24 protein-coding genes are annotated in these 25,395 nt (G+C 65.2%); 11 read left to right on the top strand and 13 right to left on the bottom strand.

Features of this window, described 5'->3' with window-relative positions:
* Positions 1 to 1,748: TM0106 family RecB-like putative nuclease (locus CH256_RS10745; RefSeq protein ID WP_143536554.1), on the bottom strand; the 1,748-nt coding region annotated here is incomplete at its 3' end.
* A gap of 79 nt (positions 1,749 to 1,827) precedes the next feature.
* On the opposite strand from CH256_RS10745, the gene CH256_RS10740 reads away from it, so the two are divergent.
* Positions 1,828 to 2,445 (top strand): alpha/beta hydrolase, encoded by a 618-nt coding sequence (locus tag CH256_RS10740; RefSeq protein WP_068053245.1) that lies wholly within the window; start codon positions 1,828 to 1,830, stop codon positions 2,443 to 2,445.
* A gap of 60 nt (positions 2,446 to 2,505) precedes the next feature.
* On the opposite strand, the gene CH256_RS10735 is transcribed toward CH256_RS10740, so the two are convergent.
* On the bottom strand, positions 2,506 to 4,293 hold the full coding sequence (locus tag CH256_RS10735; RefSeq protein WP_176460380.1) for an AMP-dependent synthetase/ligase: 1,788 nt from the start codon (positions 4,291 to 4,293) through the stop codon (positions 2,506 to 2,508).
* Positions 4,294 to 4,570: 277 nt separating this feature from the next.
* Here CH256_RS10735 and CH256_RS10730 point away from each other — a divergent pair, with 277 nt between their 5' ends.
* The 4 genes from CH256_RS10730 (at position 4,571) to CH256_RS10715 (ending at position 9,997) form a co-directional block, all read left to right on the top strand.
* Positions 4,571 to 6,349, top strand: a complete 1,779-nt coding sequence (locus CH256_RS10730; RefSeq protein ID WP_068053249.1) for a DEAD/DEAH box helicase — start codon at positions 4,571 to 4,573, stop codon at positions 6,347 to 6,349.
* Positions 6,350 to 6,444: 95 nt separating this feature from the next.
* Positions 6,445 to 6,945 (top strand): 2Fe-2S iron-sulfur cluster-binding protein, encoded by a 501-nt coding sequence (locus CH256_RS10725; RefSeq protein ID WP_068053261.1) that lies wholly within the window; start codon positions 6,445 to 6,447, stop codon positions 6,943 to 6,945.
* The gene (locus tag CH256_RS10720; RefSeq protein ID WP_094669586.1) at positions 6,942 to 7,937 is read left to right on the top strand and encodes an FAD binding domain-containing protein; all 996 of its coding nucleotides are present in this window, start codon (positions 6,942 to 6,944) and stop codon (positions 7,935 to 7,937) included. Before CH256_RS10725 ends, CH256_RS10720 begins: the two co-directional genes overlap by 4 nt.
* Complete coding sequence (locus CH256_RS10715; protein WP_094669585.1) at positions 7,934 to 9,997, top strand: xanthine dehydrogenase family protein molybdopterin-binding subunit; 2,064 nt, start codon at positions 7,934 to 7,936, stop codon at positions 9,995 to 9,997. Before CH256_RS10720 ends, CH256_RS10715 begins: the two co-directional genes overlap by 4 nt.
* 83 nt (positions 9,998 to 10,080) lie before the next feature.
* Here CH256_RS10715 and CH256_RS10710 read toward each other — a convergent pair whose 3' ends face one another.
* The 4 genes from CH256_RS10710 to CH256_RS10695 are packed head-to-tail and all read right to left on the bottom strand — an operon-like array spanning position 10,081 to position 13,405.
* Complete coding sequence (locus CH256_RS10710) at positions 10,081 to 10,827, bottom strand: amino acid ABC transporter ATP-binding protein (protein ID WP_094669584.1); 747 nt, start codon at positions 10,825 to 10,827, stop codon at positions 10,081 to 10,083.
* A complete protein-coding gene (locus tag CH256_RS10705; protein WP_094669583.1) occupies positions 10,824 to 12,314 on the bottom strand; it encodes an ABC transporter permease subunit in 1,491 nt (496 codons plus the stop codon). Before CH256_RS10705 ends, CH256_RS10710 begins: the two co-directional genes overlap by 4 nt.
* A 39-nt stretch (positions 12,315 to 12,353) precedes the next feature.
* The gene (locus CH256_RS10700; protein WP_068053267.1) at positions 12,354 to 12,836 is read right to left on the bottom strand and encodes a RidA family protein; all 483 of its coding nucleotides are present in this window, start codon (positions 12,834 to 12,836) and stop codon (positions 12,354 to 12,356) included.
* Between the two features lie 14 nt (positions 12,837 to 12,850).
* The gene (locus tag CH256_RS10695) at positions 12,851 to 13,405 is read right to left on the bottom strand and encodes a histidine phosphatase family protein (RefSeq protein WP_094669582.1); all 555 of its coding nucleotides are present in this window, start codon (positions 13,403 to 13,405) and stop codon (positions 12,851 to 12,853) included.
* A 78-nt stretch (positions 13,406 to 13,483) separates the two neighbouring features.
* Between CH256_RS10695 and CH256_RS10690 the strand changes: the two genes are divergently transcribed.
* Both CH256_RS10690 and CH256_RS10685 read left to right on the top strand, forming a co-directional pair.
* The gene (locus CH256_RS10690; protein WP_094669581.1) at positions 13,484 to 14,659 is read left to right on the top strand and encodes an acyl-CoA dehydrogenase family protein; all 1,176 of its coding nucleotides are present in this window, start codon (positions 13,484 to 13,486) and stop codon (positions 14,657 to 14,659) included.
* Positions 14,660 to 14,675: 16 nt separating this feature from the next.
* Positions 14,676 to 15,803 (top strand): acyl-CoA dehydrogenase family protein, encoded by a 1,128-nt coding sequence (locus CH256_RS10685; RefSeq protein WP_094669580.1) that lies wholly within the window; start codon positions 14,676 to 14,678, stop codon positions 15,801 to 15,803.
* A 72-nt stretch (positions 15,804 to 15,875) separates the two neighbouring features.
* Here CH256_RS10685 and CH256_RS10680 read toward each other — a convergent pair whose 3' ends face one another.
* Positions 15,876 to 16,685: an alpha/beta fold hydrolase gene (locus tag CH256_RS10680; protein ID WP_094669579.1), complete on the bottom strand. Its 810-nt coding sequence runs from the start codon at positions 16,683 to 16,685 to the stop codon at positions 15,876 to 15,878.
* A gap of 158 nt (positions 16,686 to 16,843) precedes the next feature.
* Between CH256_RS10680 and CH256_RS10675 the strand changes: the two genes are divergently transcribed.
* Positions 16,844 to 17,755, top strand: coding sequence for a phosphodiesterase (locus tag CH256_RS10675; protein ID WP_094669590.1), 912 nt, complete (start codon positions 16,844 to 16,846; stop codon positions 17,753 to 17,755).
* Here the strand turns inward: CH256_RS10675 and CH256_RS10670 are convergent.
* The 3 genes from CH256_RS10670 to CH256_RS10660 all read right to left on the bottom strand — a co-directional run bounded on the left by CH256_RS10670 (position 17,752) and on the right by CH256_RS10660 (position 20,445).
* Positions 17,752 to 19,251: a stealth family protein gene (locus tag CH256_RS10670; RefSeq protein WP_179272068.1), complete on the bottom strand. Its 1,500-nt coding sequence runs from the start codon at positions 19,249 to 19,251 to the stop codon at positions 17,752 to 17,754. The genes CH256_RS10675 and CH256_RS10670 overlap by 4 nt on opposite strands.
* Before the next feature lie 153 nt (positions 19,252 to 19,404).
* Entirely contained in the window at positions 19,405 to 19,767 is a 363-nt protein-coding gene (locus CH256_RS10665; protein ID WP_094669578.1) for a VanZ family protein, read from the bottom strand.
* 9 nt (positions 19,768 to 19,776) lie between these two features.
* Positions 19,777 to 20,445, bottom strand: coding sequence for a class I SAM-dependent methyltransferase (locus CH256_RS10660; RefSeq protein WP_094669577.1), 669 nt, complete (start codon positions 20,443 to 20,445; stop codon positions 19,777 to 19,779).
* 84 nt (positions 20,446 to 20,529) lie between these two features.
* Between CH256_RS10660 and CH256_RS10655 the strand changes: the two genes are divergently transcribed.
* Positions 20,530 to 21,003 carry a phosphoribosyltransferase gene (locus CH256_RS10655; protein WP_094669576.1) on the top strand — a complete coding sequence of 158 codons (474 nt, stop codon included), beginning with the start codon at positions 20,530 to 20,532 and terminating at the stop codon, positions 21,001 to 21,003.
* A gap of 1 nt (position 21,004) precedes the next feature.
* Here the strand turns inward: CH256_RS10655 and CH256_RS10650 are convergent, their stop codons facing one another.
* Positions 21,005 to 22,039, bottom strand: coding sequence for an NADPH:quinone reductase (locus CH256_RS10650; RefSeq protein ID WP_094669575.1), 1,035 nt, complete (start codon positions 22,037 to 22,039; stop codon positions 21,005 to 21,007).
* Between the two features lie 99 nt (positions 22,040 to 22,138).
* Here CH256_RS10650 and CH256_RS10645 point away from each other — a divergent pair, with 99 nt between their 5' ends.
* Positions 22,139 to 22,648, top strand: a complete 510-nt coding sequence (locus tag CH256_RS10645) for a mycothiol transferase (RefSeq protein ID WP_094669589.1) — start codon at positions 22,139 to 22,141, stop codon at positions 22,646 to 22,648.
* 3 nt (positions 22,649 to 22,651) lie between these two features.
* On the opposite strand, the gene CH256_RS10640 is transcribed toward CH256_RS10645, so the two are convergent.
* Together CH256_RS10640 and CH256_RS10635 are read right to left on the bottom strand one after the other, a co-directional pair.
* Positions 22,652 to 23,146: an SRPBCC family protein gene (locus tag CH256_RS10640; RefSeq protein ID WP_094669574.1), complete on the bottom strand. Its 495-nt coding sequence runs from the start codon at positions 23,144 to 23,146 to the stop codon at positions 22,652 to 22,654.
* Complete coding sequence (locus CH256_RS10635; protein ID WP_094669573.1) at positions 23,143 to 23,979, bottom strand: SDR family NAD(P)-dependent oxidoreductase; 837 nt, start codon at positions 23,977 to 23,979, stop codon at positions 23,143 to 23,145. The genes CH256_RS10640 and CH256_RS10635 overlap by 4 nt, the downstream gene beginning before the upstream one ends.
* Before the next feature lie 102 nt (positions 23,980 to 24,081).
* On the opposite strand from CH256_RS10635, the gene CH256_RS10630 reads away from it, so the two are divergent.
* The gene (locus CH256_RS10630) at positions 24,082 to 25,137 is read left to right on the top strand and encodes an iron-siderophore ABC transporter substrate-binding protein (protein WP_094669572.1); all 1,056 of its coding nucleotides are present in this window, start codon (positions 24,082 to 24,084) and stop codon (positions 25,135 to 25,137) included.
* Positions 25,138 to 25,395 lie beyond the last annotated feature (258 nt).

Raw genomic sequence — 25,395 nt, 5'->3', positions numbered from 1 at the left:
TACTCGTCGAGCGGGTGGGTGAGGCGATCGAAGTGCGCCCACCAGAACGGCTTTCGCTCGCGTCGGTGGTAGCCGATGGAACCGGAGAACAATGCGACGGCCTGCTGCGTCGAGGTGCGCTCCCATGGCAGACCGGCGTACTCGGCGAGTTCGAGCTCCAGCGGGCTCGCGGTGTCCGTCGCACCGTCTTCGAGTTCGAGATGCTGCCGAGCCCGCGGGTGCACACCGGCATCCGACGCGCGCCCAAGTAACCAATCCCGCAGTCGCAGCGTCGATTCGCAGTCGGTGCGGTTGTACTCGGCGATATCGGCGAGGAGCGCAGCAGCCTCGGCGTCCTTGCCCTGGTCTCGTAGATCGCACCAGTTCGCGTATTCGACGATCGACGCGGCCGCATCGGTGACGTCCCCGTCGCGGGCCGCGGGCATGTACAGGGGTTCGAGCTTCTTGATGCTGTACGACCTGGCTCCGATGCGCACCGCAGATCGCACGATCGGGTAGAGGTCGACCAGAACGTCGTCCCGCAGTAGGTCGTCGACTGCGTCCTCACCCACTCCGTAGCGTCCGGCGAGGCGCAGTAGCGCGGTCTTCTCGTACGGCGCGTAGTGGTAGACGTGCATGTTCGGGTAGGCGGCGCGACGGGTGGTCACGTAGTCGAGGAAGTCGATCAGGGCGCGGCGTTCCTGTGCGCGATCGTGCGCCCAGAACGGGAGGAAGTCGCCGTCGGCGGTGTAGACGCCGAACAGGTACTCGAGTCCCCATTCGGCACTGCCGGCCTCGGCCCACAGTGGGTCGCCCTCGAAGTCGAAGAAGATGTCGCCCGGATCGGGCTCGGGGATCACGCCGAGGGCGTCGGCGTCGAAGATCTCGAATTCGGCGTCGCCGCTGCGCTCCTGGCGAACCTGCAGCGCGGCCTGAGCTCGCAGATTCGTGACCGTGCGAGACGACATGCCGTCCACGCTTCCGGTCGATGCAGCCAGTTCGTCGACCGTCGAGATGCCGGCGTCGAGCAGTCTGTCCCTGGTGCTCGCGCGCATGCCTGCGACCAGAACCAGGTCGCGGTGCTGTTCCACCTCGACCGTGCATGCCTCGCACTGTCCGCAGCCGGAGTAGCGCGAGTCGAACCAGTCGACGACGGTCCCCTCGGCGTGGTGCTCGTCGAGGATGTGTTGCAGGTGTTCCCTGGATTGTCGGTAGACCGGCAGGATCTCGGCGAGCGAGTGCGCGGAGTCGCTGCCGTCGCCGAGCATCAGGTGCACCTCGTCGCTCGGGGTGATGCCGCCGGACCGCAGCGCGTCCGCGTAGGCCGCCAACTGCAGCAGTGCCGACACCTTGGCGTGCCGCGACAGCTTGGTGTCGTACACGGCGTACCGATCGCCCTCGGCCACCAGGAAGTCGCAGAACCCGAGAAATCGGCCGTCGAAGAACGTGGCCTGATAGACCACGGGTGTGCGGGAGGTCAGGGCGGTGAACGTCGCCCAGGCCGCGTCGGCCATTTCCTGCGCGGTGCGTCCCGGTCGGTCCATCGTCAGGACACCGCCGGGAAACTGCTGCTGGAATGTCTCGAGTTGACGGCGTTCGTGCTCGAATCCGAGTGCAGAGGTGCGGTCCAGCATCGGATCCGGCTCGGCGGTGGCCCGCGGGATCAGACCGGTGAGGCCGTCGAGTCGGCGCAGCAGTCCGAATTCGCACGACGCTGCCGCGGCGAGGTCGCTGGCGCTGTAGATGACGCGATCGCCGATGAGGAACACGCGCCCACCCTAGTCACCGCCGCGAGCGGTACCGGTCACGTTGCGCGCGGATGCCGTCGCGAGGAGGCAAAATGATCGAATGCCTTTTTTCGACGGAGCCACCGGCGCGGTCCACTACCGAAACTGGACTGTCCCCGATGCTCGTTTCGGTCTCGTTTTTCTGCACGGTCTCGGCCAGAACAGCGGCCATTATCACCGTTTCGCTCGCGTCCTCAACGGACGCGGAGTCGATGTGTGGGCGGTCGATCACGTGGGCCACGGCCTCACCGAAGGTGAGTTGACGGACGCCGCTCAGATTCCCGCACTCGCGCAGAACGCGCTGCAGTTGCTCGAGATCGCCGAGGCCGAACACCCGGAGTTGTCGTTCGCACTGATGGGTCATTCGTTGGGCGCGGCGACGGCCATCGCAGCCCTCGGTGCGCATCCGGAGGCGGTGCAGTGCGCCGTACTGTGCGGAACACCCAAGTCGGTGACCGGCTCGGTCACCGATCTCGCCGACAACGTCATTCCGCTGCTGGCCGTGCACGGCGTGGACGATCGTCTGGCTCCGGTCGATGCGGTGCGCGAGTGGATCGGCGGCGTTCCCGACGCGTCCCTGCGCGAATTCGAGGACGGTGGCCACGACCTGCTGCACGAGAAGATCCACTTGCAGGTGACGTCGGTGGTGGCGGAATTCCTCGACGACCACATGTCCTGACAAACAAAAAGAACGGGCCCGGCGCGAGGATCGCGCCGGGCCCGTTCTCTTGTGGTCGATCTACGAGTAGATGGCTTCGATGTCGCTGCCGCGCTCGGCATGAATGATGTTGCGCTTGAGCTTCATCGTCGGGGTGAGCTCACCGGTTTCGACGGTGAAGTCGTTCTCGAGGATCGTGTACTTCTTGATCTGCTCCGGGTTCGAGACCTTCTTGTTGGCCTCGGCGACGGCCTTGTCGATCTCGGCGACCATCTCGGGATTCTTGGACAATTCGGAGAACGGAATGTCCGCGGACAGGTTGTGCCGCTCGAGCCAGCCCGGCAGTGCTTCCGGGTCGAGGGTGATGAGCGCACCGATGAACGGCTTGGCGTCGCCCACGACGAGGCACTGGCTGATGATCGCGTTCGCGCGGAGGGCGTCCTCGAGCACTGCGGGGGCGACGTTCTTGCCACCCGCGGTCACGATGATCTCCTTCTTGCGGCCGGTGATCGAGACGTAGCCTTCCTGGTCGATGGCACCGAGGTCGCCGGTGTGGAACCAGCCGTCGACGATGGCCTCGGAGGTGGCCTTCTCGTTGTGCCAGTAGCCGCTGAACACGACCGGTCCCTTGAGCAGCAGTTCGCCGTCCTCGGCGACCTTCACCGAGTGGCCGTCGATGGGCTTGCCGACGGTGCCGACGCGCTGTTCCTTGGTGGTGTTGACGGTGATGGCCGCGCTGGTCTCGGTCAGGCCGTAGCCCTCGTAGACCGGGACGCCCGCACCGCGGAAGAAGTGGCCGAGGCGGGCACCGAGAGGTCCACCACCGGACACCGCGCGGGTGCAGTTGCCGCCGAGTGCGGCGCGCAGCTTGGAGTACACGAGCTTGTCGAACACCGTGTGCTTGAGGTTCAGAACCAGCCCGGCTCCGCCCTTCTCCTGGGCCTCGCTCCACTCGATGGCCGTCGCGGCGGCCTTGTCGAAGATGGAACCCTTGCCGCCGTCGTGTGCCTTTTGCTTGGCGGAGTTGTAGACCTTCTCGAACACACGCGGCACCGACAGGATGAAGTCCGGCTTGAACACGGCGAACTGATCCACCAGCGTCGTCACGTCCGAGGTGTGTCCGACGGTGACCTTGGACTCGAACGAGCCGAACGAGACGGCGCGGGCGAACACGTGCGCCATCGGGAGGAACATCAGTGTGCGGTTGCCCTCCTTCATCGAGTCGTGCAGCGCGATCTGGGTGGCCTGCACCTCGGCGTAGAAGTTGGCGTGCGTGAGCTGAACGCCCTTGGGCCGTCCGGTGGTGCCCGAGGTGTAGATCAGGGTCGCGGGCGATGCCGCGCTGACCTGATGGCGTCGTGCATGCAGTTCCTCGTCGCTGACCGAGGCTCCGCGGGTGGTCAGCTCGTCGATGGCTCCGGCGTCGATCTGCAGAACCTCACGCAGATCCTTGGCACCCTCGGTGACCTCTTTGAGGTTCGAGGCGTGCGCTGCGGTCTCGACGACGAGCAACTTGGTGGCGGAGTCCTCGAGAATCCACTGCGCCTGGTCGGCGGAGGAGGTCTCGTAGATCGCGACGGTGCAGCCACCTGCGGACCAGATGGCGTAGTCGAGGACGACCCACTCGTAGCGCGTCGCGCTGAGGATCGCGACACGGTCGCCGAGTTCGATACCGGAGGCGATCAGTCCCTTGGCTGCTGCCGCGACCTCGGTCGCGAAGCGAGCTGCGGTGACATCGGTCCAGTTGCCGTTCACCAGACGTTGGAAGGGTACGAAGTTGGGCGATTCCTTCTCGTACCTGTAGACGGTGTCGGCCATGGATGCGTCGTCAGGAATGGTGAACGACGCCGGCACAGAATATTCGCGCACTGCTGGACCCCTTACGGAAAAATAGCGTGGTAGTTGTGCATTTCATCACATTCGAGGCCGTGGCGCACCATCCGGGGTGTCCGGTTTGTCGACTTTGCCGCGAGTCCGGGGGAGTTGAGTGTGACTCGGGGTACAACTTAACCGTCCGCAGTCGCGTTCGGGTGTGGGGTCGCCGGTGTGAGGCCGCTCGCACCGCAGGCCGTCGTGACCGTTTTCGTCACCTGATCAGCGTAGAAGGGTTCGCAGGGCCCGAGCAGGTACTAAACTCGTGCGACATATGAGCACTTCAGAAACTGAACAGGATGCCGCCGTGACGTCCGACGAGACGAATTCGCCCCCGCAGGAGTCCGCCGTTCCAGCGGGCGACGACATCACCTTCGCCGACCTCGGGATCGACGAGCGGGTCCTGAAGGCCCTCCGCGATGTCGGCTACGAGAGCCCGTCGCCCATTCAGGCGGCCACCATTCCGCCGCTGATGGCAGGCAACGACGTCGTCGGACTCGCGCAGACCGGAACCGGCAAGACCGCCGCGTTCGCGGTGCCGATCCTCTCGCGTCTCGACGTCTCGCGTCGGGTGCCGCAGGCCCTGGTGCTGGCCCCGACCCGTGAGCTGGCGCTCCAGGTCGCCGAGGCGTTCGGCAAGTACGCCACCCACATTCCAGGTCTGCACATCCTGCCGATCTACGGCGGTCAGGCGTACGGCATCCAGCTGTCCGGTCTGCGCAAGGGCGCACAGATCATCGTCGGTACTCCCGGCCGCGTCATCGACCATCTCGAGAAGGGCACCCTCGACCTGTCCGGGCTCGAGTACCTGGTGCTCGACGAGGCCGACGAGATGCTCAAGATGGGTTTCCAGGAGGACGTCGAGCGCATCCTCTCCGATACCCCGGAGTACAAGCAGGTCGCGTTGTTCTCGGCCACGATGCCTGCCGCGATTCGCAAGATCTCCAAGCAGTACCTGCACGATCCGGTGGAGATCACCGTCAAGACGAAGACGTCGACGGCACCGAACATCACTCAGCGCTACGTCCAGGTGGCACATCAGCGCAAGCTCGAAGCACTGACTCGAATCTTCGAGGTCGAAGAGTTCGAGGCGATGATCATGTTCGTCCGTACCAAGCAGGCCACCGAGGAGCTCGCCGAGAAGTTGCGCGCACGGGGCTTCTCGGCCGCGGCGATCAACGGCGACATCGTGCAGGCTCAGCGTGAGCGCACCATCGGTCAGCTGAAGAACGGTCAGATCGACATTCTGGTGGCCACCGACGTGGCTGCCCGTGGTCTCGACGTCGACCGCATCTCGCACGTCATCAACTACGACATCCCGCACGATACCGAGTCCTACGTGCACCGCATCGGTCGTACCGGCCGAGCGGGTCGCGCCGGTCAGGCACTGTTGTTCGTCGCGCCCCGGGAGCGTCACCTGCTCAAGGCCATCGAGCGTGCGACGCGTCAGCCGATCACCGAGATGCAGCTGCCGAGCGTCGACGACGTCAATGCGCAGCGCGTGACGAAGTTCAAGGACTCCATCACCGAGAGCCTGGGCAACGAGAATCTGGCGTTGTTCCGTCGTCTCATCGAGGATTACGAGCGTGAGCACGACGTGCCGTTGGTCGACATCGCGGCGGCGCTGGCCATTCAGTCCCGCGACGGCGAGGCGTTCTTGCTCAAGCCCGAGCCGCCTGCCCCGCCGCGGGCACCGCGCGAGCCGCGCGAACCCCGGCCCCCGCGCACGTTCGACGAGGACGCGGCCAGCTCGCATCATCGCAAGACGGGCCAGGAGATGGCGACGTACCGCATCAGCGTCGGCAAGCGGCATCACGTCGCCCCGGGAGCGATCGTCGGTGCCATCGCCAACGAGGGCGGTCTGCGTCGAAGCGACTTCGGCCATATCAGCATTCGGCCCGATCACTCGTTGGTGGAGTTGCCGGCCGACCTCGCCGACGAGACCGTCGAGGCGTTGCGCCGCACCCGCATCAGTGGCGTACTGATTCAGCTGCAACCCGATTCCGGTCCTCCCGGACGCAGCGGTGGCGGGAAGTACAAGGGGCGGCGCTAGCGCACGTGCACGGCACTTCGTAGCCCACTACGAGTTTCCGCGCACGACCCCAGCGCGAGCGTTTGGTGGCCGAGGCCACGGGTATCCGCCCGTGCATGACCAACGTCACTCTCCGTGTCAACGGGACCGACCGCGCTTTCGACTGCGATACCCGAACCACCCTGCTCGACGCTCTCCGCGAGAACCTGGACCTGATCGGTGCCAAGAAGGGGTGTGACCACGGGCAGTGCGGGGCCTGCACGGTGCTGGTGGACGGACGGCGGATCAACAGCTGCCTGACGTTCGCAGTGGCGCAGCAGGATCGTGAGATCACCACGGTCGAGGGGTTGGCCGATGGCGACACCCTGCATCCGGTGCAGCAGGCCTTCGTCGATCGCGACGCGTTCCAGTGCGGGTACTGCACATCCGGGCAGATCTGTTCGGCGGTCGCGGTGATCGAAGAGGCCAAGCAGGGGTGGCCCAGCGCGGTCACCGAGGACATCGAGGGTGCCGACGTCGAACTCGATCCCGACGAGATACGAGAACGTATGAGCGGCAACCTCTGTCGTTGCGGTGCCTACTGCAATATCGTGTCGGCCGTGCGGGACGCGTCGTGAAGACCTTCGAGTACGACGCAGCCACCGCCGTCGACGACGCCGTGGCCCGCCTCGCCGAGAACGAGAACGCCATGCTGCTCGGCGGGGGAACCAACCTCGTGGACCTGATGAAACTCGGTGTCGTGGGCCCGACGACGCTGATCGACGTGACGCGACTTCCGTTGCACGACATCGATGTATCCGACGACGGCACTCTCCGTGTCGGTTCCGGCGTGAGCAACAGTGATCTCGCGGTGCACCCGGTGGTGCGTCAGCGTTATCCGGTGCTCTCGCGGGCGGTGCTGGCCGGTGCCTCGGGTCAATTACGCAACATGGCCACCACCGGCGGGAACCTGTTCCAGCGCACTCGGTGCGTGTACTTCATGGATGCATCGAAGCCGTGCAACAAGCGCGAACCCGGGTCGGGCTGCCCGGCCCGGACCGGTGAGCACCGAAACCTTGCCATCCTCGGGGCCTCGGAGGCCTGCGTGGCGACGCATCCCTCCGACATGGCGGTTGCGCTGTCCGCTCTCGACGCGCGTGTGGTCGTGCGCGGAGTCGACGGAGAGCGCACCCTCGCGATCGATGACTTCTATCGGCTACCCGGCGACGCGCCCGAGCACGACAACACGGTCGCGCGGGACGAACTCGTCACGGCCATCGAGATACCGGCACCGGCTGACGGCACCGTCTCCACCTACCGCAAGGTGCGAGACCGGCAGTCCTACGCATTCGCGGTCGCCTCGGTCGCTGCCACTCTCGATGTCGAGGACGGAATCGTGCGCGGGGTGTCGATCGCGCTGGGCGGTGTGGCGCACAAGCCGTGGCGGGCTCGCACGGCCGAGCACACGCTGCTCGGCGCGGCCGCCGAGGAGGCGTCGTTCCGGCGGGCGATCGCGTCGGAACTCGACGCGGCGGAACCGTTGCGCGACAACGCGTTCAAGATCCCACTGGTGACCAACCTCGTCACCCGCACTTTGGCGGAACTCACAGTGTCGGGAGACCGGTCATGACTGCATCGATCGGACAACCGATTCAGCGCACCGAATCGATCGCGAAGGTCACCGGCCGGGCTCGGTACGCCGCCGAGCAACCGCAGGCCGTCGGGCAGCTGTACGCCTGGTACGTGCCCGCGACAGTTCCCGCAGGCACGGTCGAACGAGTCGAACTGGACGGCGACCCCGCGGTGCATGCGGTCGTCTGGCACGGCAACGGGGAGAAGCTGGGTGAGGTCGAGGACGCCGAACTGCATGTCCTGCAGTCGAACACCGTCGCGTACCGCGGTCAGATCGTGGCCGTCGTCGTGGCCGATACTCTTCAGGACGCCCGCGCCGCCGCAGCCCGAGTGCACGTGCAGTACACCGATGTCCGTTCACCCGACAACACGTTGACGGCCGAGCACGGCTCGCTCTACGGACCCGAGTCCGTCAACGCCGGCTTTCCGACCGACGTGACGATCGGGGAGCCCGATGCGGCGCTGCAGACCGCCGAGCATGTCGTCGACAACTGGTATTCCACCGCGCCGATGCACAACAGTCCGATGGAGCCGCATGCCACCACGGCGCAGTGGGCCGACGGCGTTCTGACGCTGTGGGACTCGACGCAGGCACCGTCGGGTGTGCAGGGCGATCTCGCCACGGCGTTCGACCTCGAGCCCGAGAACGTTCGCGTCGTCGCCGAGAACGTCGGCGGCGGATTCGGAGCCAAGGGAAGTACTCGGCCCAACGCGATCCTCGCTGCGATGGCCGCGCGAGCCACCGGCCGCACCGTGAAATTGGTGCTGCCGAGGCAGGCGTTGTTCGATGTCGTCGGGTATCGCACGCCGACGCTCAATCACGTTCGTCTGGGCGCTGATTCGACCGGTGTGCTGCAGGCGATCACGCACGATTCGTTCCAGCAGACCAGCACGATCTTCGAGTTCTGCGAGCAGACGTCGGAATCGACTCGGCACATCTATGCGGCCCCCAACCGTCGCACCACCCACCGTCTCGCGAAGCTGGATGTCGGAACGCCGCGGTGGATGCGGGCACCCGGCGAGGCACCCGGCATGTTCGCCGTCGAGACGGCCATCGACGAATTGGCCGCGGCCACCGGTGTCGATCCGATCGAATTGCGCGTTCGTAACGAGCCGGACGTCGATCCCGCCAGTGGTAACCCGTTCAGCTCACGCAGCGTGGTGCAGTGCCTGCGCGAGGGTGCGGAGAAGTTCGGCTGGGACCGCCGCGATTCCACACCCGGTCAGCGTCGAGAAGGCAACACCCTCGTCGGCATGGGAGTCGCGACGGCCAGCTACCCGGTGTTGATCTCACCGAGTACCGCGTCGGCGCGAGTGGAGTCGGACGGCACGATCACGGTGTCCGTCGCCGCGTCGGACATCGGTACCGGCGCGCGCACCGTGCTGCGACAGATCGCCGCCGATGCTCTCGAGGTCGATGCAGACAGCGTGACCGTCGAACTCGGCGACAGCGCTCTGCCGACCGCTCCGGGAGCCGGTGGATCCTCGGGCACCTCGTCGTGGGGCTGGGCCGTCACCAAGGTCTGCCACTCGTTGAAGTCTCAGGGTTCGTACGAGCCGGGCAACTCCGCCGAGGCCGACACCACCGACGACGTGGAGGGGCAGAAGGAGCTGGCGCGCATGGCTTTCGGTGCCCAGTTCGCCGAGGTCGCGGTCGACATCGACACCGGTGAGGTGCGGGTACGCAGGATGCTCGGAGTCTTCGGCATCGGCGCGGTGATGAATCCGCGGCTGGCGAGGTCTCAGCTCATCGGCGGCATGACGTTCGGACTCGGCATGGCGCTCATGGAGAACGGCATCACCGATCACGAGTTCGGTGGGTTCGCCAATCACGATCTCGCCGAGTACCACATCCCGGCGTGTGCGGACGTCACCGATCTCGAGGCCGTGTGGGTCGAGGAGGTCGACACCGAACTCGCGCCGATGGGCGGCAAGGGAATCGGTGAGATCGGTGCGGTCGGATCCTCGGCGGCCATCGGCAATGCCGTCTACAACGCCACCGGCGTCCGAGTCCGCGATCTGCCGATCACCCTGGACAAGGTGCTGCCGCACCTCTAGAGCGGCTTCGCCGCAGGTGAGTGAAAACTCGACCCCTGCTACGAAGTTCCGCGCACATGGGGCGCATCCCCTCTACAGCCCCTCTAGGCCAATATGCGCTGCAGGAACTGGCGGGTACGGGGCTCCGTCGGGTTCACCAGCACCTGTTCCGGTGTGCCGCGTTCGAGGACGACGCCGTTCTCGATGAACAGCACCTGATCGGCGACTTGCTGGGCGAAACGGATTTCGTGGGTGACGATCACCATCGTCCAGCCCTGCGCGGCAAGGCCTTTGATGACGGCCAGTACCTCGCCCACGAGTTCGGGATCGAGGGCTGAGGTGGGCTCGTCGAACAGCATCAGCTTGGGGCGCAGCGCTAGGGCTCGGGCGATTCCGACGCGTTGTTGCTGGCCTCCGGACAGTTGGAACGGGTAATGGTCGGACTTGGCGTCGAGACCGATTTGGTCGAGGATCGCGTGCGCGTCACGGATGGCGTCGTCCTTAGCTCGCTTCTGCACGATCACCGGTCCCTCGATGATGTTCTGCAGCACCGTCTTGTGTGGAAACAGGTTGTGGCTCTGGAACACCATGCCGCTCTGAGCGCGGAAGTGTCGGAGCTGCGCCGCGTTGACGGATTCTGCGAAATCCACCGACACGTCCCCGATGCGGATGATGCCTGCGTCGGCCTGGTCGAGTGCGTTCAGTGTGCGCAGCACCGTGGTCTTGCCGGATCCGGACGGTCCGATGATGACGGTGACGGTGCCGGACGGCACGGTGAACGAGATGTCCTTCAACACCTCGAGTGGCCCGAACGATTTCTTCAGTGCGGATACTTCCAGCAGGTCTGTCATTTGGCCACGTACCTGTCGAGTCGGACTTCGAGTTTGCCTTGGAAGAACGAAAGAACGATGCAGATCACCCAGTAGTAGAGCGCCGCAACGGTATACAGGGTGAAGAAGTCGAAGGTCGGTGCGGCCGCGAGTTGTGCGACGCGCAGCAGCTCGGTGACCAGGATGGTCGATGCCAGGGAGGTGTCCTTGACCAGCGAGATCAGCGTGTTCGACAACGGTGGTACCGCGGTGCGCAGTGCTTGCGGAAGTACGATGCGCTGCAACGTGGTTCGGTAGCCCATCCCGATGGTCTGCGCGGCCTCCCACTGCCCTTTGGGCACGCTCAGTATCGCGGCCCGGATCACCTCGGCCGCGTAGCCACCGACATTGAGCGAGAACGCGACCACCGCGGCCGGGAACGGCGAGATCACGATGCCGAACTGCGGCAGCCCGTAGAAGATGATGAACAGCTGCAGCAGCAGGGGAGTGCCGCGGATGATCGAGACGTAGAACCGGGCGACCGCGGCGAGCGGTGCGATCGACGAGATCCGGGCCAGTGCGACCGCGAGGGCGATGACGAGTCCGATCACGAAGCTGATGGCGGTGAGCGGAATGGTCATGGTCACAGTGGCTTTGAGCATCGGCCACAGGTTGTCGAGAACGAGCTGCGTTTTGGACGGTGCCGTCGACGCTGCGTCGTCGCTTGTCGGAACCACGGTGTCGGCTGTCGGTGCGGCGACGTCGCTGCCGAAGTACTTGTTCGAGATCTCGGCGATGGTGCCGTTCTCGCGCAGCGTGTCGATGGCGGTGTCGACCTCGTCCATCAACCCACTGTCCTTGCGGGCCACGAAGGATTGCAGCGTCGTGTCGCCGGTCTCGCCTGCGATCTTCACGCCGGTGTCGCCGGTCTGCTGCAGGTATTCGGCGATGGCGAGGGAGTCGTTGACGGTGGCGTCGACGCGGCCGTCCTTGACGAGAGTGACCGCCTGAACGAATCCCTCGACGGCTTCGACGTTCGCGCCTGCGTTCGCCGCGACCTCGGCCCAGTTGCTCGTCGACGATTGCGCGGTGGTCTTGCCGGCCAGGTCGGCGAGAGAGGTGATGGTGGAGTCGTCTGAGGCGGTGAGGATCTGGCCTTCCGACACCGTGTACGGCGTGGACAGGTCGTAGGCCGACTGGCGCGCAGGAGTGATCGAGACCTGGTTGGCGATCAGATCGAAGCGTTGGGATTGCAGTCCGGCGAAGATCGAATCGAACGGGGTCTGCACGAAGTCGACGCGTACGCCCAACTCGGCTCCGACGGCGTTGATGACGTCGATGTCGTATCCGGTGAGTTGTCCGTCCGCGCCCTGATAGCTGAACGGGCTGTAGGTGCCCTCGGTGCCGACGACCAGTACGCCCTCGTCCTGCACCCGGTCCAGCAGCGACTGCGAGGACGAGCTGCAGCCGGACAACCCGAGGATGCCGATGAGAATCGCGACCAGAGCAAGAATCGATCTGCGCACCATCTGCGCCCGCTTTCGCCGTATGTACGAGTGGAGCAAAACCTACCCGTCGATCTCCAGTTCCGCTGACACCACGACGGTGTTGTTCATCGGCAATGCCGCCACCCCGAGTGCGGTGCGGGCATGAGCACCGATCTCCGGACCGAAGATGGCGAGCACCAGATCGGAGAAGCCGTTGACGACCGTGGTGGTCTGAGTGAAGCCGTGGTCGGCGTTGACCGACCCGGTCACGGTCAACCACGCGCTGATTCGATCGAGGTCGCCGATCGCCCGGGCGACGCTGCCGAGGAGCGCCAGCGCGGTGTCGCGTGCGGCGTCGGTGGCCGAGTCGAGATCGACCTGCGACGGCACTGCACCGAACGGGCCGGCCAGGGTGCCGTCCCGGTCCAAGGGGGAATGGCCCGAGGCGAAGACTCGGTTGCCACGCACGCGCACCCATTCGAACGAGAACTCGAAACCGGGCGGAGCGGTCGGTTCCCCGGGCAAGGTGAAGCCGAGTTCGGTGATGCGACGTTCGATCTCCATGAAAGAAAACTCTGTCAGACCGGGATGCCGTTGATGGTGCGAACGGTCCAGCGAGAACCGTCGTGTTCGAGGGTGGAGACGCCCGCGTTGAGGATGCGCGGGGAGTGGCGTCGCCGGATCGCGTCGAAGATCGCCCGGATGACGCCGCCGTGCGCCACGGCGATCACCGCGGAGTCCGGGAAACGCGACGCGATCTCGTCCACGCCGCGCACACCTCGCACGATCAGGTTCGAACGCGGCTCCAAGCCCGGGTACCGGCCGTCCGGCCAGTGCGAGTACGCGTCCCAGTCGGTGAAGCCCTCGGCGTCACCGAAGTGCCGCTCGGCCAGATCGGGGAACTCGGCGGTGCGGGTCAGACCCAGGTGCGCGCCGATGATGTCTGCGGTTTCCGCTGCTCGGATCAGCGGGGAGCTGACCAGGTGGTCCCATGTCCGGTACTCGAGTTCGTAGCCGGCCTCGCGGGCCTGAGCACGGCCGGTGTCGTTGAGAGGAATGTCCGAAGAGCCCTGCAGGCGCCCGTGCAGATTCCAGTTCGTTTCACCGTGCCGAACCAGTGCCAGAAGAGTCATAGTGAGCGGAGAATATCCCAGAGTTACCAGGGAGTACGGTCGATACGAAGATACGCGAACGAGCTTGGAGGATTGTCGATGAATCTTGCCCTGACAGAAGAAGAGGCCGCGTTCCGTGACGAGATGCGGACGTTCTTCACCACGAAGGTCCCCGCCGAGATTCGCGAGAAGAGCGCGACGGGTCAGGAGTTGAGCAAGGACGAGGTGGTCACGACCATGCGAATCCTCAACGAGAACGGCCTGGCGGTGCCGCATTGGCCCGCCGAGTTCGGTGGCCGCGACTGGACCGCTGTACAGCGTCACATCTGGCTCGACGAAATGCAGTTGGCGTCGGTGCCCGAGCCGCTGGCGTTCAATGCCTCGATGGTCGGCCCGGTCATCGCGACGTTCGGCTCGCAGGAGCTCAAGGAGAAGTTCCTGCCCAAGACGGCGAACCTCGACATCTGGTGGTGCCAGGGCTTCTCCGAGCCCGAGGCCGGATCGGACCTGGCGTCGTTGCGCACCACCGCCATCCGCGACGGTGACGACTACATCGTCAACGGACAGAAGACGTGGACCACGCTCGGCCAGTACGCCGACTGGATCTTCGCCCTCGTGCGCACCAACCCGGACGCGCCGAAGAAGCAGGCCGGAATCTCCTTCCTGCTCATCGATCTGAACACTCCCGGCATCGAGATGCGCCCCATCAAGCTGGTCGACGGCAGTGTCGAGGTCAACGAGGTCTTCTTCGACAACGTCCGCGTTCCGGCGGAGAACCTCGTCGGCGAGGAGAACCAGGGCTGGAGCTACGCAAAGTTCCTGCTCGGCAACGAGCGCACTGGCGTCGCCCGTGCCGGACACACCAAAGTGCATCTGGGACAGGCGAAGAAGCACGCAGCACAGACCAAGGTCGGCACCGGCACGCTGCTCGAGGATCCACTGTTCGCGGCCAAGATGGCCGAGGTCGAGAACGAACTGCTCGCCCTCGAGCTGACTCAGCTGCGCATGGTGTCGAGCTCCGACGACGGCAAGCCGAATCCGGCGTCGTCCATCCTCAAGCTGCGGGGATCGGAACTGCAGCAGGCCACCACCGAATTGCTGATGGACGTCGCCGGGCCGGACTCACTGCCCTACGAGGCGGGCGAGGACATCGAGAGCGAGGGCTGGGCGCAGCGCTCGGTACCGGGTTATCTCAACTACCGCAAGGTGTCGATCTACGGCGGCTCGAACGAGGTTCAGCGCACCATCATCGCCTCTGCGATTCTCGGACTGTAAGGGAGCATCTGAAGACATGGATTTCGAACTCAACGAAGAGCAGAAGCTGCTGCGCGACACCACTCGTGAGGTTCTCTCGCGGGCCTACGACACCGAGAAGCGCAACAAGATCGTTGCCGGTGAGCTGGGCTGGAGCACCGACGTCTGGAAGCAGTTGGCCGAGGTCGGCCTCCTGGGTCTGACGTTCAGCGAAGAAGACGGCGGGATGGACGCCGGTCCGGTGGAGATCATGGCGGTGATGACCGAGGTCGGACGACGGCTCGCACCGGAGCCGATTCTCGACGCCGTTCTCGTTCCCGGCGGGTTGATCTCCGAGCTCGGCAGCGCCGATCAGCGCGCGCGGCTCCTGCCGCCCGTGGCCGAGGGATCGTCGATGTTGGCGTTCGCGCACAACGAATCCGGTAGCCGCTGGCCCAACGTCGAGGTCGCCACCGCCGCCACCGAGGACGGTGGATCGTGGTCGATCAACGGCGTCAAGAATCCGGTTCCGCACGGTGGTAGCGCAGACGTGATCGTCGTCAGTGCGACGCTGCCCAGCGGTGGAACGGGACTGTTCGTCGTCGACGCCGATGCGACCGGTCTCACGCGCAAGTCCTACGCCACCCACGACGGTCAGCGCGCCGCGCAGATCGAATTCGTCGACGTCGCAGCCGAACCGCTCGGCACCGCCGAGAACGCGGCCGCGGCCATCACCGGTGCCGAGGTGCGAGCGCAGGCCGCGCTCTGCGCCGAGGCGATCGGTGCGATGGAAGAGGCGCTTCGGTTGACCACCGATTACCTCAAGCAGCGCAAGCAGTTCGGGGTTCCGCTGGCCAAGTTCCAGGCGCTCACCTTCCGTGCGGCGGACATGTACGTGCTGCTCGAACTCGCCCGCAGCATGAGCCTGTACGCCACGATGTCCTTGGCCGACGGCAACATCGACCCGACCATCGCGTCGCGAGCGAAGCTGCAGATCTCGCGGTCCGGTCGCAAGATCGGCCAGGAGGCCATTCAGTTGCACGGCGGAATCGGCGTGACGGCCGAATATCCGGTGGGGCACTACACCAGTCGACTGGTGGCCATCGAGCACACGCTGGGTGGTGCCGACGAGCACCTACGCATCCTTGCCGCGAAGGTCGCCGATCACGATCTCATCGGGATCTGACGCTCGTCCTAACACTCCTCGGGCCCGGCCACCGTCGACAGGTGGCCGGGCCCGAGGTCGTTTCGTGAGGTGTCAGCTGCCCGCATCCGCCTCGGCGACGAGATCGGCCACGGCTGCGGGGTTCGAGACCAGGATCGCGTGCGAACCCGGCACCTCGGTCACCCGAGCACCCGCCCGCTGCGCCATGAACCGCTCGGCCGAGGCCGGGATGATCTGATCCTGCTGGGGAATCAGCGCCCACGACGGTGTGTCCGCCCAGGACGGTGGGCCGCTCGGCTCGAGCAGCGCACCGGCAGCGATCGTCTTCTGGTGAGCGACCATGCGCGCGGCCTGCTCCTCGGTGACATCAGGGGCGAAGAACGGCCGGAACAGGGCAGGCGTTATGTACGAGTCGACGTTCCTGCCGATCAGGTTGGAGGAATCGTCGACGATCGACAGGCCGATCACCGGCGGCACCAGCGCGGTCACCGGGAATCGGATGGGGTCGAGTTCCAAGGCGACGGGTTCGCCCTCGACGGGCATGAACGCGGCGACGTAGACCAGCGCTTCCACGTTGTCGGCGTGCACGTTGCTGATCACCGTGCCGCCGTACGAATGGCCCACCAGTACCACCGGCCCGTCGATGCTCTCGACGACATCGGTGACCGAGGCCGCGTCGAACGCCGGTCCGCGCAGCGAGTTGTCCGCCGTCACCACCGGGTAGCCGCGGCCACGGAGGTTGTCGGCTACGCCGTCCCAGCTGGTGTTGTCCGCGAAGGCTCCGTGCACCAGCACCACGGTCGGCAGCTCCTGCGCGGCAGCGGGCGCGACGCCGATGCCGACCATCGACCCCACCGTCAGTCCTGCAGTTGCGAGAAGGGTGGTCAGCTTCGGTTTCGTCATGCTCTCAACCTGTCACACGCCGGATGTTGGTGCGGTGTTCACCGCGTAGATCCGACCAGCTTTTTCTCAGTGAACGCTCGTATGCTTGGGTTGCAACAGTGGCGTTCGCCCGGCCGGGTGAACGTGAAACGGTAGGTCCGATCGTGAGCGAGAGTTCGATGAAGTCTCGGATGGCCGAGTACCCACGTCCCCATCACTGCTTGCTGCATATCAGCGACACGCATCTCGTCGACGGCGGAGGTCGGTTGTACGGGGGCGTGGACAGTCATTTGCGGCTCGAGCAGGTGATGACCGACGTACGCAACTCCGGTGTGCGGCCCGACGCATTGGTGTTCACGGGGGATCTGACGGACAAGGGTGAGCCGGGCGCGTACGAGAAATTGCGCGCGTTGGTCGAGCCGGTGGCCGAGGAACTCGGTGCGCAGATCGTCTGGGCGATGGGCAATCACGACGACCGGTCGACGTTTCGTCAGAAGCTTCTCGACGCCGAACCCACCGGGCAGTCCATCGATCGTGTCCACGACGTCGACGGTCTTCGGGTGGTGACGCTCGACACGACGGTACCGGGCAGGCATCACGGCGAGCTCGGCGACGAGCAATTGGCCTGGCTGGCAGACACTCTCGCGACCCCCGCCGAGTTCGGCACCATTCTCGCGATGCATCATCCGCCGGTACCGACCGTGCTCGATCTCGCCGTGCTGGTCGAGCTGATCGATCAGCCTCGGCTGGCCGACGTGCTACGCGGAACCGATGTGCGATCCATTCTTGCTGGGCACCTGCACTATTCGACGACGGCCACGTTCGCGGGTATCCCGGTCTCGGTGGCGTCGGCCACGTGCTACACCCAGGATCTGAACGTGCCCGCAGGCGGATTGCGCGGACGCGACGGTGCCCAGGGCTACAACTTGGTCCACGTCTACGAGGACACCGTCGTGCATTCGGTGGTGCCCACAGGGTCGTACGACACTGTGGGAGAGCCGGTCTCGGCTCAGGAGACTGCGCGCAGGCTGAATGCAGCGGGAGTGACCATCGCAGACAGCGCGCGGCGCAAGACGTTCAGCGACGCCTAACGCTGTTCGCGTTCCCACGGCGCGACGATGGGGAAGTACTTGTCCAGGAACTGTGTCACCGTTCGGGTGCGCAGGTCCAGGTCGACCTCCGGGAAGCTGCCGTCGTTGAGGCAGAAGAAGTCCACCGAGCGCTTGGGGAGCAGCTTCTCCATCAGGTCGAGACCGGCCACGGTGGTGGTGTCGATGTACCGGACCTTGGCGTCCTTCTGGACCACGGCGCGACCGCTCATCAGGGCGTAGTAGTGGTACAGCGAGTTGGTCACCGAGATGTTGGTGCTCGCCCGGAACGCGCTCGCCGCGGTGGAGGCGAACTCGTCCGGGAATTCGTTCTCCATCTCCTGCATCACGCTGCGCCGCAGCGGTGTTGCCGCGTGTTCGAGATGCCGGGTTGTGGTCATTCCGAATCGGTTCTGCAGGATTCGACGGTTCACGCGGGCCGCGTTCTCGAAGCCGCTGCGGTCGGCGTCGCTGTAGCCCAACCCGATTCGGGTCGTCGCCTCGATGAACATGCTGATTCCGCCGGGGGAGAAGAACATCGACGGACTGACCGGTCGACCGAAGAACATGTCGTCGTTCGAGTACAGGAAGTGCTCGGACAATCCGGGGATGTGGTGCAGCTGGCTTTCGACGGCCTGCGAATTGTGGGTCGGCAGAACGGATGTGTCGACGAAGAAGGCCTCGCTCGGCACGAACGTCACCTTGGGGTGGTCGGCGAGCCATGCAGGCCTCGCCGAGTCGGTGGCCACGAAGATGCGCCTGATCCACGGTGCGTACATGTGGATCGACCGCAGCGCGTACTTCAGTTCGTCGATCTGCCGGTAGCGGGCTGCCGAGTCGTCACCCTCACCGACGACGTAGTTCGCCATCCGCCGCGCGCGCTGAGCCTGGAATTCTGCCGAGGAGCCGTCGACCCAGGAGAACACGATGTCGATGTCGAAATTGATGTCCGACGCGTGGTCGGCGAACATGTTCTCGATGGTCGGCCAGGTTCGTCCGAAGCGTTCGACCGTGCCGCGGACGGCCTCGTCGGGCCGAATGTTGCGACGGGTCAGCGAATTCTCGATCGGAAGCACGATCTCGGACGGCGAGAACGACCACAGTTCGATCTGCACTGCCGTCGATGCGCCGTAGTACAACCCGCTGAACGGTTCGACTCGCGGACGGTACAGCCGCACGATCCGGGCGTTGGCCGACGGTGAGAGCGTGCCGTCGGCAACCAGCACGGCTTTCCCGCGGGCGTCGACGGTCTTGGAGTAGAACGGCTCGGCGCGGCAGGCGTGCACCAATGCGGTGGTCAGCGCGTCCCGGGCAGCCAGCTCGATAGCGATGACCGGTCGTTCGTCGTTGCCGCGGACGAGCAAATACTTGATGCGGGCGGCGTCGAGCACGGCGCGAACGAACAGCAGATCCTCGACCATTGCCTGGTGCGGGGTGGTGGAGGTGATCGTCAGTGCGTAGCGGCCGTCGTGGCTGACCACGTCGGATCGTTCGCTCAGGCGTGCTGCGGACGCTGCGGATTCTCGGGTGACGGCATCATTGGTCTCGTGCTCCGGTGGAACGAGGTAGATATCGTGCGGGGCAGAGGACGAGGTGATGGCGTTCCTTCCGGAGTGTGCGCGCAGGCCGGGGAAACCCGGTGCAGGCACAGTCTAGTGCAGGTCCGCGGCATTTCCGACGGGCCGCGGTAGTACCCGGCTCGCCGCGACCAGGCCCACAGCAACTCCGGCGGCATCGGCGAGAGCGTCGGCGACCGATCCGGAGCGTCCCAGCGGCAGATTCGCTTGCAGGACCTCCGAGATCGCCGCGAATGCCAGTACCCACAGCGCGGTGCCGGCCCAGCCGATTCCGGCCAGGCGGGAGGTATACGCGAGGACCGCGAACAACAGGAAGTGAATGATCTTGTCGCTGTGCTGAAATCCCGACGGCACCCCGGACGCAGGGGTGAACAGCACGATCAGCGCCACCACGAAGGTGACGGCCAGGGGAATTCGATACGTCGACTGCGAGAACACCGCCAGAGTTTACCGGCGCTGCAGTACCACCACCGTGTCGATTCGCTCGTCGCCGTCGGGCGTCGTACGGGTGCGGTGTTCGGCATGGATCTGCTCGAACCCGTCGCCCGCCGCGGCGACCACCGGTTCCGGAGCGAACAGCCGATTCTTGGCCGGGTGCTGCGAAGCGTGGCTGTCGCTCGGACTGTGCCCGACGATCAGAAGACGTCCCCTCGGTGCGACAGCAGCCGCGAACCTCCGGGTGGTCAGTGCGAGCTCGTCCGGCGGCACCTGCAGGAAATGCACCGAGACCAAATCGAACGCCGCGGCCGGGGGAGTCCAGTCCAGAACGTCTTCCTGACGCCATTCCACCGCGAGTGTCTGCGGCTCCAGCGCCTGCTGCGCCGCGCGAGCCCGGCCGAGGGCGACATCGGAGATGTCGACGCCGGTCACGTTCCAACCTTCGCCGGCCAGCCACAGGGAGTCCGCACCTTCACCGCAGCCGATGTCCAGTGCGCGACCCGGAGTCAGCTCGGACGCTTCCTGTACCAACACGGCATTGGGATTGCCGCTCCAGATGGTGGTGCGCTGGTTGTAGAGGTCGTCCCAGAACGCCTCGTCGAAGGCACCGTTCTCGAAATCCGGTTCCACGTGGGCCCCGTCGGCGGAATGAGTGTGAGTATGTGTGTGGTCGGCCATGGTTCGAGACTGCCCGCTGCCAGGCCTTCACGCAAACATCGTTGCTATTTCGGCAAAATCTGGTGCTGGGTAGAGTGATGTTCCATGACCGAACAGGAACGTGAAGTGCTGACATGGGCGACGTTCGGGGACGCCTCGCGTGACCTGACCGAGAAGATCGTCGACGACGGGTTCGTCCCGGACATCGTCATCGCGATCGCTCGCGGCGGACTCATTCCCGCGGGTGCGATTTCCTACGCGATGGGCGTCAAGGCGGCGGGCACCCTCAATGTCGAGTTCTACTCCGACATCGAGGAGACCCTGCCCGATCCTGTTGTCCTCGAACCACTTCTGGACACCGACGCAATCGTCGGAAAGAAGTTGCTCGTCGTCGACGACGTCGCCGATTCCGGCCGCACACTGGCTCTGGTCATCGACCTACTGAAGGTGCATACCGCCGACGTGCGATCGGCCGTGATCTACACCAAGCCGAGAACCATTGTGCAGCCGGATTATCTATGGCGTGAGACCGACAAGTGGATCAATTTCCCATGGTCCACGTTGCCGGTCATCACCTGAGTTATTCGCTGGAGACGTCGATCAGCACCTTGCCGACGGTTCCGTTCTCGACGGCGTCGTGTGCCGCTGCGGTCTCGCTCAGCGAGAACCGATGCAGCGGTAGGCCGGTGGCCTCGCCCACCTCGAGCACGCCCGCTGCTGCCGCAGCGCTGACGTCCGCCTCGGCGTTGCGAAGAGCTTCGTCGCCCACGGTGTAGAGGAGGACGAACTGGTAGCGCGTGTTGAGCACCATGTTCGGCCGAACGTCGAGGGTCACTGTGTCGCCGCCATTGTTGGCGTACACCGCGATCGAGGCGGGGTTCGCTCCTACGGCAGCGTTGAGTGCGGCGTTCTGTGCGGGAGCGACCTCGACGATGAGATCGATTCCGGCAGGAACCAATTCACGAATTTCGGCGGCGGCGTCGCCGGTCTTGTAGTTCACCACGTGGTGCGCGCCCGCGGCGGTGGCCAGTGCGCCCTTCTCCGGTCCGCTGACCGTCGTCACCACGGTCGCGCCCGCCCAACGGGCCAACTGAATCGCGGCATGGCCGACGGCACCGGCACCACCGGCGACCAGAACCGACTTGCCGTCCAGCGCACCCGGGTGCAGCCGCGTGGGTCCGTCCTCGGAGACGGTCAGTGCGCGGTGCGCCGTCATCGCGGGCACTCCGAGGCTTGCGCCCACGTCGAATCCGACGCCATCAGGCAGCCGAACCACTCGGGACGCAGGCAGGATCGAGAAAGACTGGGCGGTACCGGTCGGGCGCTGATGTTGGGCCAGGTAGACCCAGACGCGATCTCCGACGGCAAGCCCCTCGACATCGGGGCCGACAGCGTCGATCACTCCGGCACCGTCCTGGTTCGGTACCACCTCGTCGAACGCCAAGTTCTCACCCGGCCCGGCGCCGGTCCTGTTCTTCCAGTCCGTCGGATTGACGCCCGAGACCACGATGCGGACCCGAACTTCGCCTGCGGCCGGCTCGGTCACCTCGCGATTCTTCAGTTCGAGGACGGACGAATCGCCGGTGCGGGTGTACACAATCGCTGGAGCAGTCATATCCGGTCCAACGCGCTCGGACCGCCCCGATGTTCCCTGCGGGCGCATCGGGGGTATGCATGGGTGGTCATCAGTGCTGTCACAGGAGAAACGGATCGCATGAATCACAACGAACTGCTCACCGACGCGTTCGGCCGAATCAAGGAACTCGTCCACTCGGTATTGGACGACATCCCCGCCGCAGCGTTGACCTACCGGCCCGACTCCGAGGCCAACAGCATTGCGTGGTTGCTGTGGCACCTGACGCGGGTGCAGGACGACCACATCGCCGGAGTGGCAGGCAGCGAGCAGCTGTGGAACTCCGACTCGTGGTTCGAGCGCTTCGGTCTCCCGTTCGACCGGTCCGATATCGGGTACGGCCAGTCGTCAGCGGACGTCGCCGAGGTCACCTCCAGCGCCGAACTGCTGCGCGAGTACCACGATGCCGTGCACTCGAAAACCGTTGCCTACCTGAGCAGTATCTCGACCGACGATCTGGATCGGATCGTCGACGAGAACTGGGACCCGCCGGTCACGCTGGGTGCGCGGCTGGTGTCGGTGGTGTCCGACGACCTTCAGCATGCCGGGCAGGCGTCGTACGTTTTAGGCCTGTACACCCGGCGGGCCTGAGAATCAGGCGTAAACCTTCTGCAGATTCTCCAGCGTCTTGCGAATGTTGCGACGCTGGAACTGCGGGAACGTCTTACCGCTGGTGACGATCTTGTCGAACACGAGCGCCAGCGCGTCGGGCCACTTCGTCCGGTCGTCGGTCCAGGTCTCGGTCACTTTCGTGCCCCCTGCGACCGGTTCGAAGTCGTATCGCCAGGTTGCGTTCGCGCCCTTGATCTTCGGAACGCTCTTGCCGATGGCGTGGACGCGGAACTCGAAGGTCTTGCCAGGCTCGGCCGCGGTGACGGTGCAGCGCGTGACCCACTTCGCCCGGCCGCGCTTGTTGGTTCCGTCGAACACCATTCCCACGTAGGCAGTCTCGCGAGGGTCGTGGACGGTGGCACCTTTGTTCTCCGGGCTCCACTCACCCATGCGCGTGGGGTCGCTGATCGCGGCGTACAGCGTGTTGGGATCGGCAGCGACGACGATGCTGTCCGAGACGGTGAGTTCGCGACTCATGACGAGGCTCCCTTGCGGGCGTTCTTGCCCAGGCCGGGGTGAATGCGAGTGAGCATGGGCACCAACACCGTTCGCGGGGTGATCTGCGCGAAGATGGATCCGATGCGGTTGGCCGCTCCCGGAATCGACACCATGCGCCCCTTGGTCATGTCGTCGACGGCAGTCTTGGCGACTGTGTCCGCCTCGACCCACATGATAGGTGGAAGTGCCTTCTCTGCATCGTCTTTCGCGAACCCTGCGGCCTCGCCGAATCCCGTGTGTACCGGTCCGGGGCACAGCGCAGTGGCCGTGACGCCGGTTCCACGCAGTTCACCGGTCAGCGACTGTGTGTACGAGAGCACGAATGCCTTGCACGCGCCGTAGCCGGCCTGTCCGGGCAGAGGTTGGAACGCGGCAGTCGAGGCAACGTTGAGCAGTGCGCCGCGTCGGCGCTCGACCATGCCGGGGAGGAATCGGGTGCACAGGTCCGCAACGGCGACCACGTCGACCTCGATCATGTTCATTTCCGCAGCCGGGTCCGATTCTGCGACCGGTCCGAGGGTGGACAGTCCGGCGTTGTTGATCAGGATGTCCGGGATGAGACCGAGTTCGGTGATGCGGCCGAGCAGTTCGGCGCGAGCGCTGCGGTCGGAGAGGTCTGCTGCGAGCACCTCGGCTCGGACTCCCCGTGCTCGGATCTCCTGTGCCAAGTCTTCGAGCTTGTCGGCTCGCCGAGCGACGAGGGTGACGCCGTAGCCCCGAGAGGCGAGTTCGCGGGCGATGGATGCCCCGATGCCCGAGGACGCTCCGGTCACGACGGCGGTCCGGTCGGGTGCTGGACGAGGAAGGCTCATGCGACCCACCGTAGCGAATGGCCGCCGGGCAGCGCATTTGAACGGAACTTGTAGGTTAGCCTAGTCTTACTTTGATTCCCGCTGGTTCGTCGAGAGGTAACCATGTTCTCAGTGTCACCGGCCGGTCGACGCACTGCCGGCCGTGCAACCCTGCTGTCCACGCTTGCCGTGGCAACCCTGGTGGTGGGGGCGTGCTCCTCTGCCGATACTGCCGAGCCCGAACAGGACGGCGGCGGTGACTTTGCCACTGTCACCATCGATTCGGCTCTGGGTCAGGCCGTCATCACCGAGAAGCCGGAGCGCATCGTCACTCTGGGGCAGGGCTCGGCCGAGACGGCGATCGCGCTGGGCACCGTGCCCGTCGGCGTCGAGGAGTACTCGTGGGGTGCCGACGACACCGGGTATCTGCCGTGGGTTCACGACGCGGTGACCGAGTTGGGTGCCGAACTTCCCCAACAGTTCACTGGTGGAACCGAATTGAACATCGAAGCCGTTGCTGCCCTCGAACCCGACTTGATTCTGGCCCCGTGGTCCGGCGTCACACAGGATCAGTTCGACAAGCTGAGCGCATTCGCACCGGTGGTCGCGTACGAGGAACAGCCGTGGACGATCACCTGGGAAGACCAGATCACCGTCATCGGCAAGGCCATGGGGGAGGAGCAGAAGGCGGCGGACGAGATCGAAAAGATCAAAGGCCGCTTCGCCGACGCCACCAGCGAGCACCCCGAATACGCCGGGGTGAGTTTCTCGTACATCTACAACACCGGGCCGGGGACCCTCGGAGTGTTTCTTGCCGACGAACAACGCGTCGCCATGGTGCGAGCCCTCGGGTTGCAGGTCGATCCGGTGGTGAACACGCTCGACGAGACCGAGGGCACCGACTCGGCGGTCATCGGGTTGGAGAACGCGAATCTGTTGAACGACTCGGACCTGATCTTCACCTTCTACTCGGACCCGCAGAACCGCACCGACACCGAGAATCAGCCTGCATACAAGCAGATTCCGGCTGTGTCCCGCGGTTCGGTCGTTGCGCCGACGGATCAGTCGTTCGTCACCGGATCGTCCATCATCAATCCGCTGACGGTGCCGTGGGCACTCGAGCGATATGTGCCGATGATCGACGAGGCTGTCGCGAAACTCGACGCCCGCACGTCATAGCGTGATCGAGCGGAGCGGAGAAACCACGCGACTCGTGCACGCCACCGAAGTCCACGGTCGATCTGGCAGCCCGTGTTCGAGAGAGTGGCGGCCATAGCCGGAACATAGCGTCCGCTGGCCGCTCGCAATCGCTCTCCCTTCACTCTCGCCCTCAATGGAGACTCGGGCCGTGCTCGAGATGATGTCGCATCACTGCGGTGACCGATCCTTGCTTCACCCGAATGAGTCTGTCGAACAATCTCTTCCAGCCCCGCACCG

Source organism: Rhodococcus sp. 05-2254-6 (genome assembly GCF_002258565.1).
GTDB lineage: Bacteria > Actinomycetota > Actinomycetes > Mycobacteriales > Mycobacteriaceae > Rhodococcoides.
Note: the sequence above shows the minus strand (reverse complement) of the source record. Positions and strands in the feature narration are given on the sequence as shown.

Excerpts from the sequence above, each read along its gene's own strand:
- CH256_RS10740 (WP_068053245.1), top strand. The coding sequence starts at position 1,828 with ATGCCTTTTTTCGACGGAGCCACCGGCGCGGTCCACTACCGAAACTGG.
- CH256_RS10730 (WP_068053249.1), top strand. The coding sequence starts at position 4,571 with ATGAGCACTTCAGAAACTGAACAGGATGCCGCCGTGACGTCCGACGAG.
- CH256_RS10725 (WP_068053261.1), top strand. The coding sequence starts at position 6,445 with ATGACCAACGTCACTCTCCGTGTCAACGGGACCGACCGCGCTTTCGAC.
- CH256_RS10715 (WP_094669585.1), top strand. The coding sequence starts at position 7,934 with ATGACTGCATCGATCGGACAACCGATTCAGCGCACCGAATCGATCGCG.
- CH256_RS10710 (WP_094669584.1), bottom strand. The coding sequence starts at position 10,827 with ATGACAGACCTGCTGGAAGTATCCGCACTGAAGAAATCGTTCGGGCCA.
- CH256_RS10705 (WP_094669583.1), bottom strand. The coding sequence starts at position 12,314 with ATGGTGCGCAGATCGATTCTTGCTCTGGTCGCGATTCTCATCGGCATC.
- CH256_RS10700 (WP_068053267.1), bottom strand. The coding sequence starts at position 12,836 with ATGGAGATCGAACGTCGCATCACCGAACTCGGCTTCACCTTGCCCGGG.
- CH256_RS10695 (WP_094669582.1), bottom strand. The coding sequence starts at position 13,405 with ATGACTCTTCTGGCACTGGTTCGGCACGGTGAAACGAACTGGAATCTG.
- CH256_RS10690 (WP_094669581.1), top strand. The coding sequence starts at position 13,484 with ATGAATCTTGCCCTGACAGAAGAAGAGGCCGCGTTCCGTGACGAGATG.
- CH256_RS10685 (WP_094669580.1), top strand. The coding sequence starts at position 14,676 with ATGGATTTCGAACTCAACGAAGAGCAGAAGCTGCTGCGCGACACCACT.
- CH256_RS10680 (WP_094669579.1), bottom strand. The coding sequence starts at position 16,685 with ATGACGAAACCGAAGCTGACCACCCTTCTCGCAACTGCAGGACTGACG.
- CH256_RS10675 (WP_094669590.1), top strand. The coding sequence starts at position 16,844 with ATGAAGTCTCGGATGGCCGAGTACCCACGTCCCCATCACTGCTTGCTG.
- CH256_RS10660 (WP_094669577.1), bottom strand. The coding sequence starts at position 20,445 with ATGGCCGACCACACACATACTCACACTCATTCCGCCGACGGGGCCCAC.
- CH256_RS10655 (WP_094669576.1), top strand. The coding sequence starts at position 20,530 with ATGACCGAACAGGAACGTGAAGTGCTGACATGGGCGACGTTCGGGGAC.
- CH256_RS10650 (WP_094669575.1), bottom strand. The coding sequence starts at position 22,039 with ATGACTGCTCCAGCGATTGTGTACACCCGCACCGGCGATTCGTCCGTC.
- CH256_RS10645 (WP_094669589.1), top strand. The coding sequence starts at position 22,139 with ATGAATCACAACGAACTGCTCACCGACGCGTTCGGCCGAATCAAGGAA.
- CH256_RS10640 (WP_094669574.1), bottom strand. The coding sequence starts at position 23,146 with ATGAGTCGCGAACTCACCGTCTCGGACAGCATCGTCGTCGCTGCCGAT.
- CH256_RS10635 (WP_094669573.1), bottom strand. The coding sequence starts at position 23,979 with ATGAGCCTTCCTCGTCCAGCACCCGACCGGACCGCCGTCGTGACCGGA.
- CH256_RS10630 (WP_094669572.1), top strand. The coding sequence starts at position 24,082 with ATGTTCTCAGTGTCACCGGCCGGTCGACGCACTGCCGGCCGTGCAACC.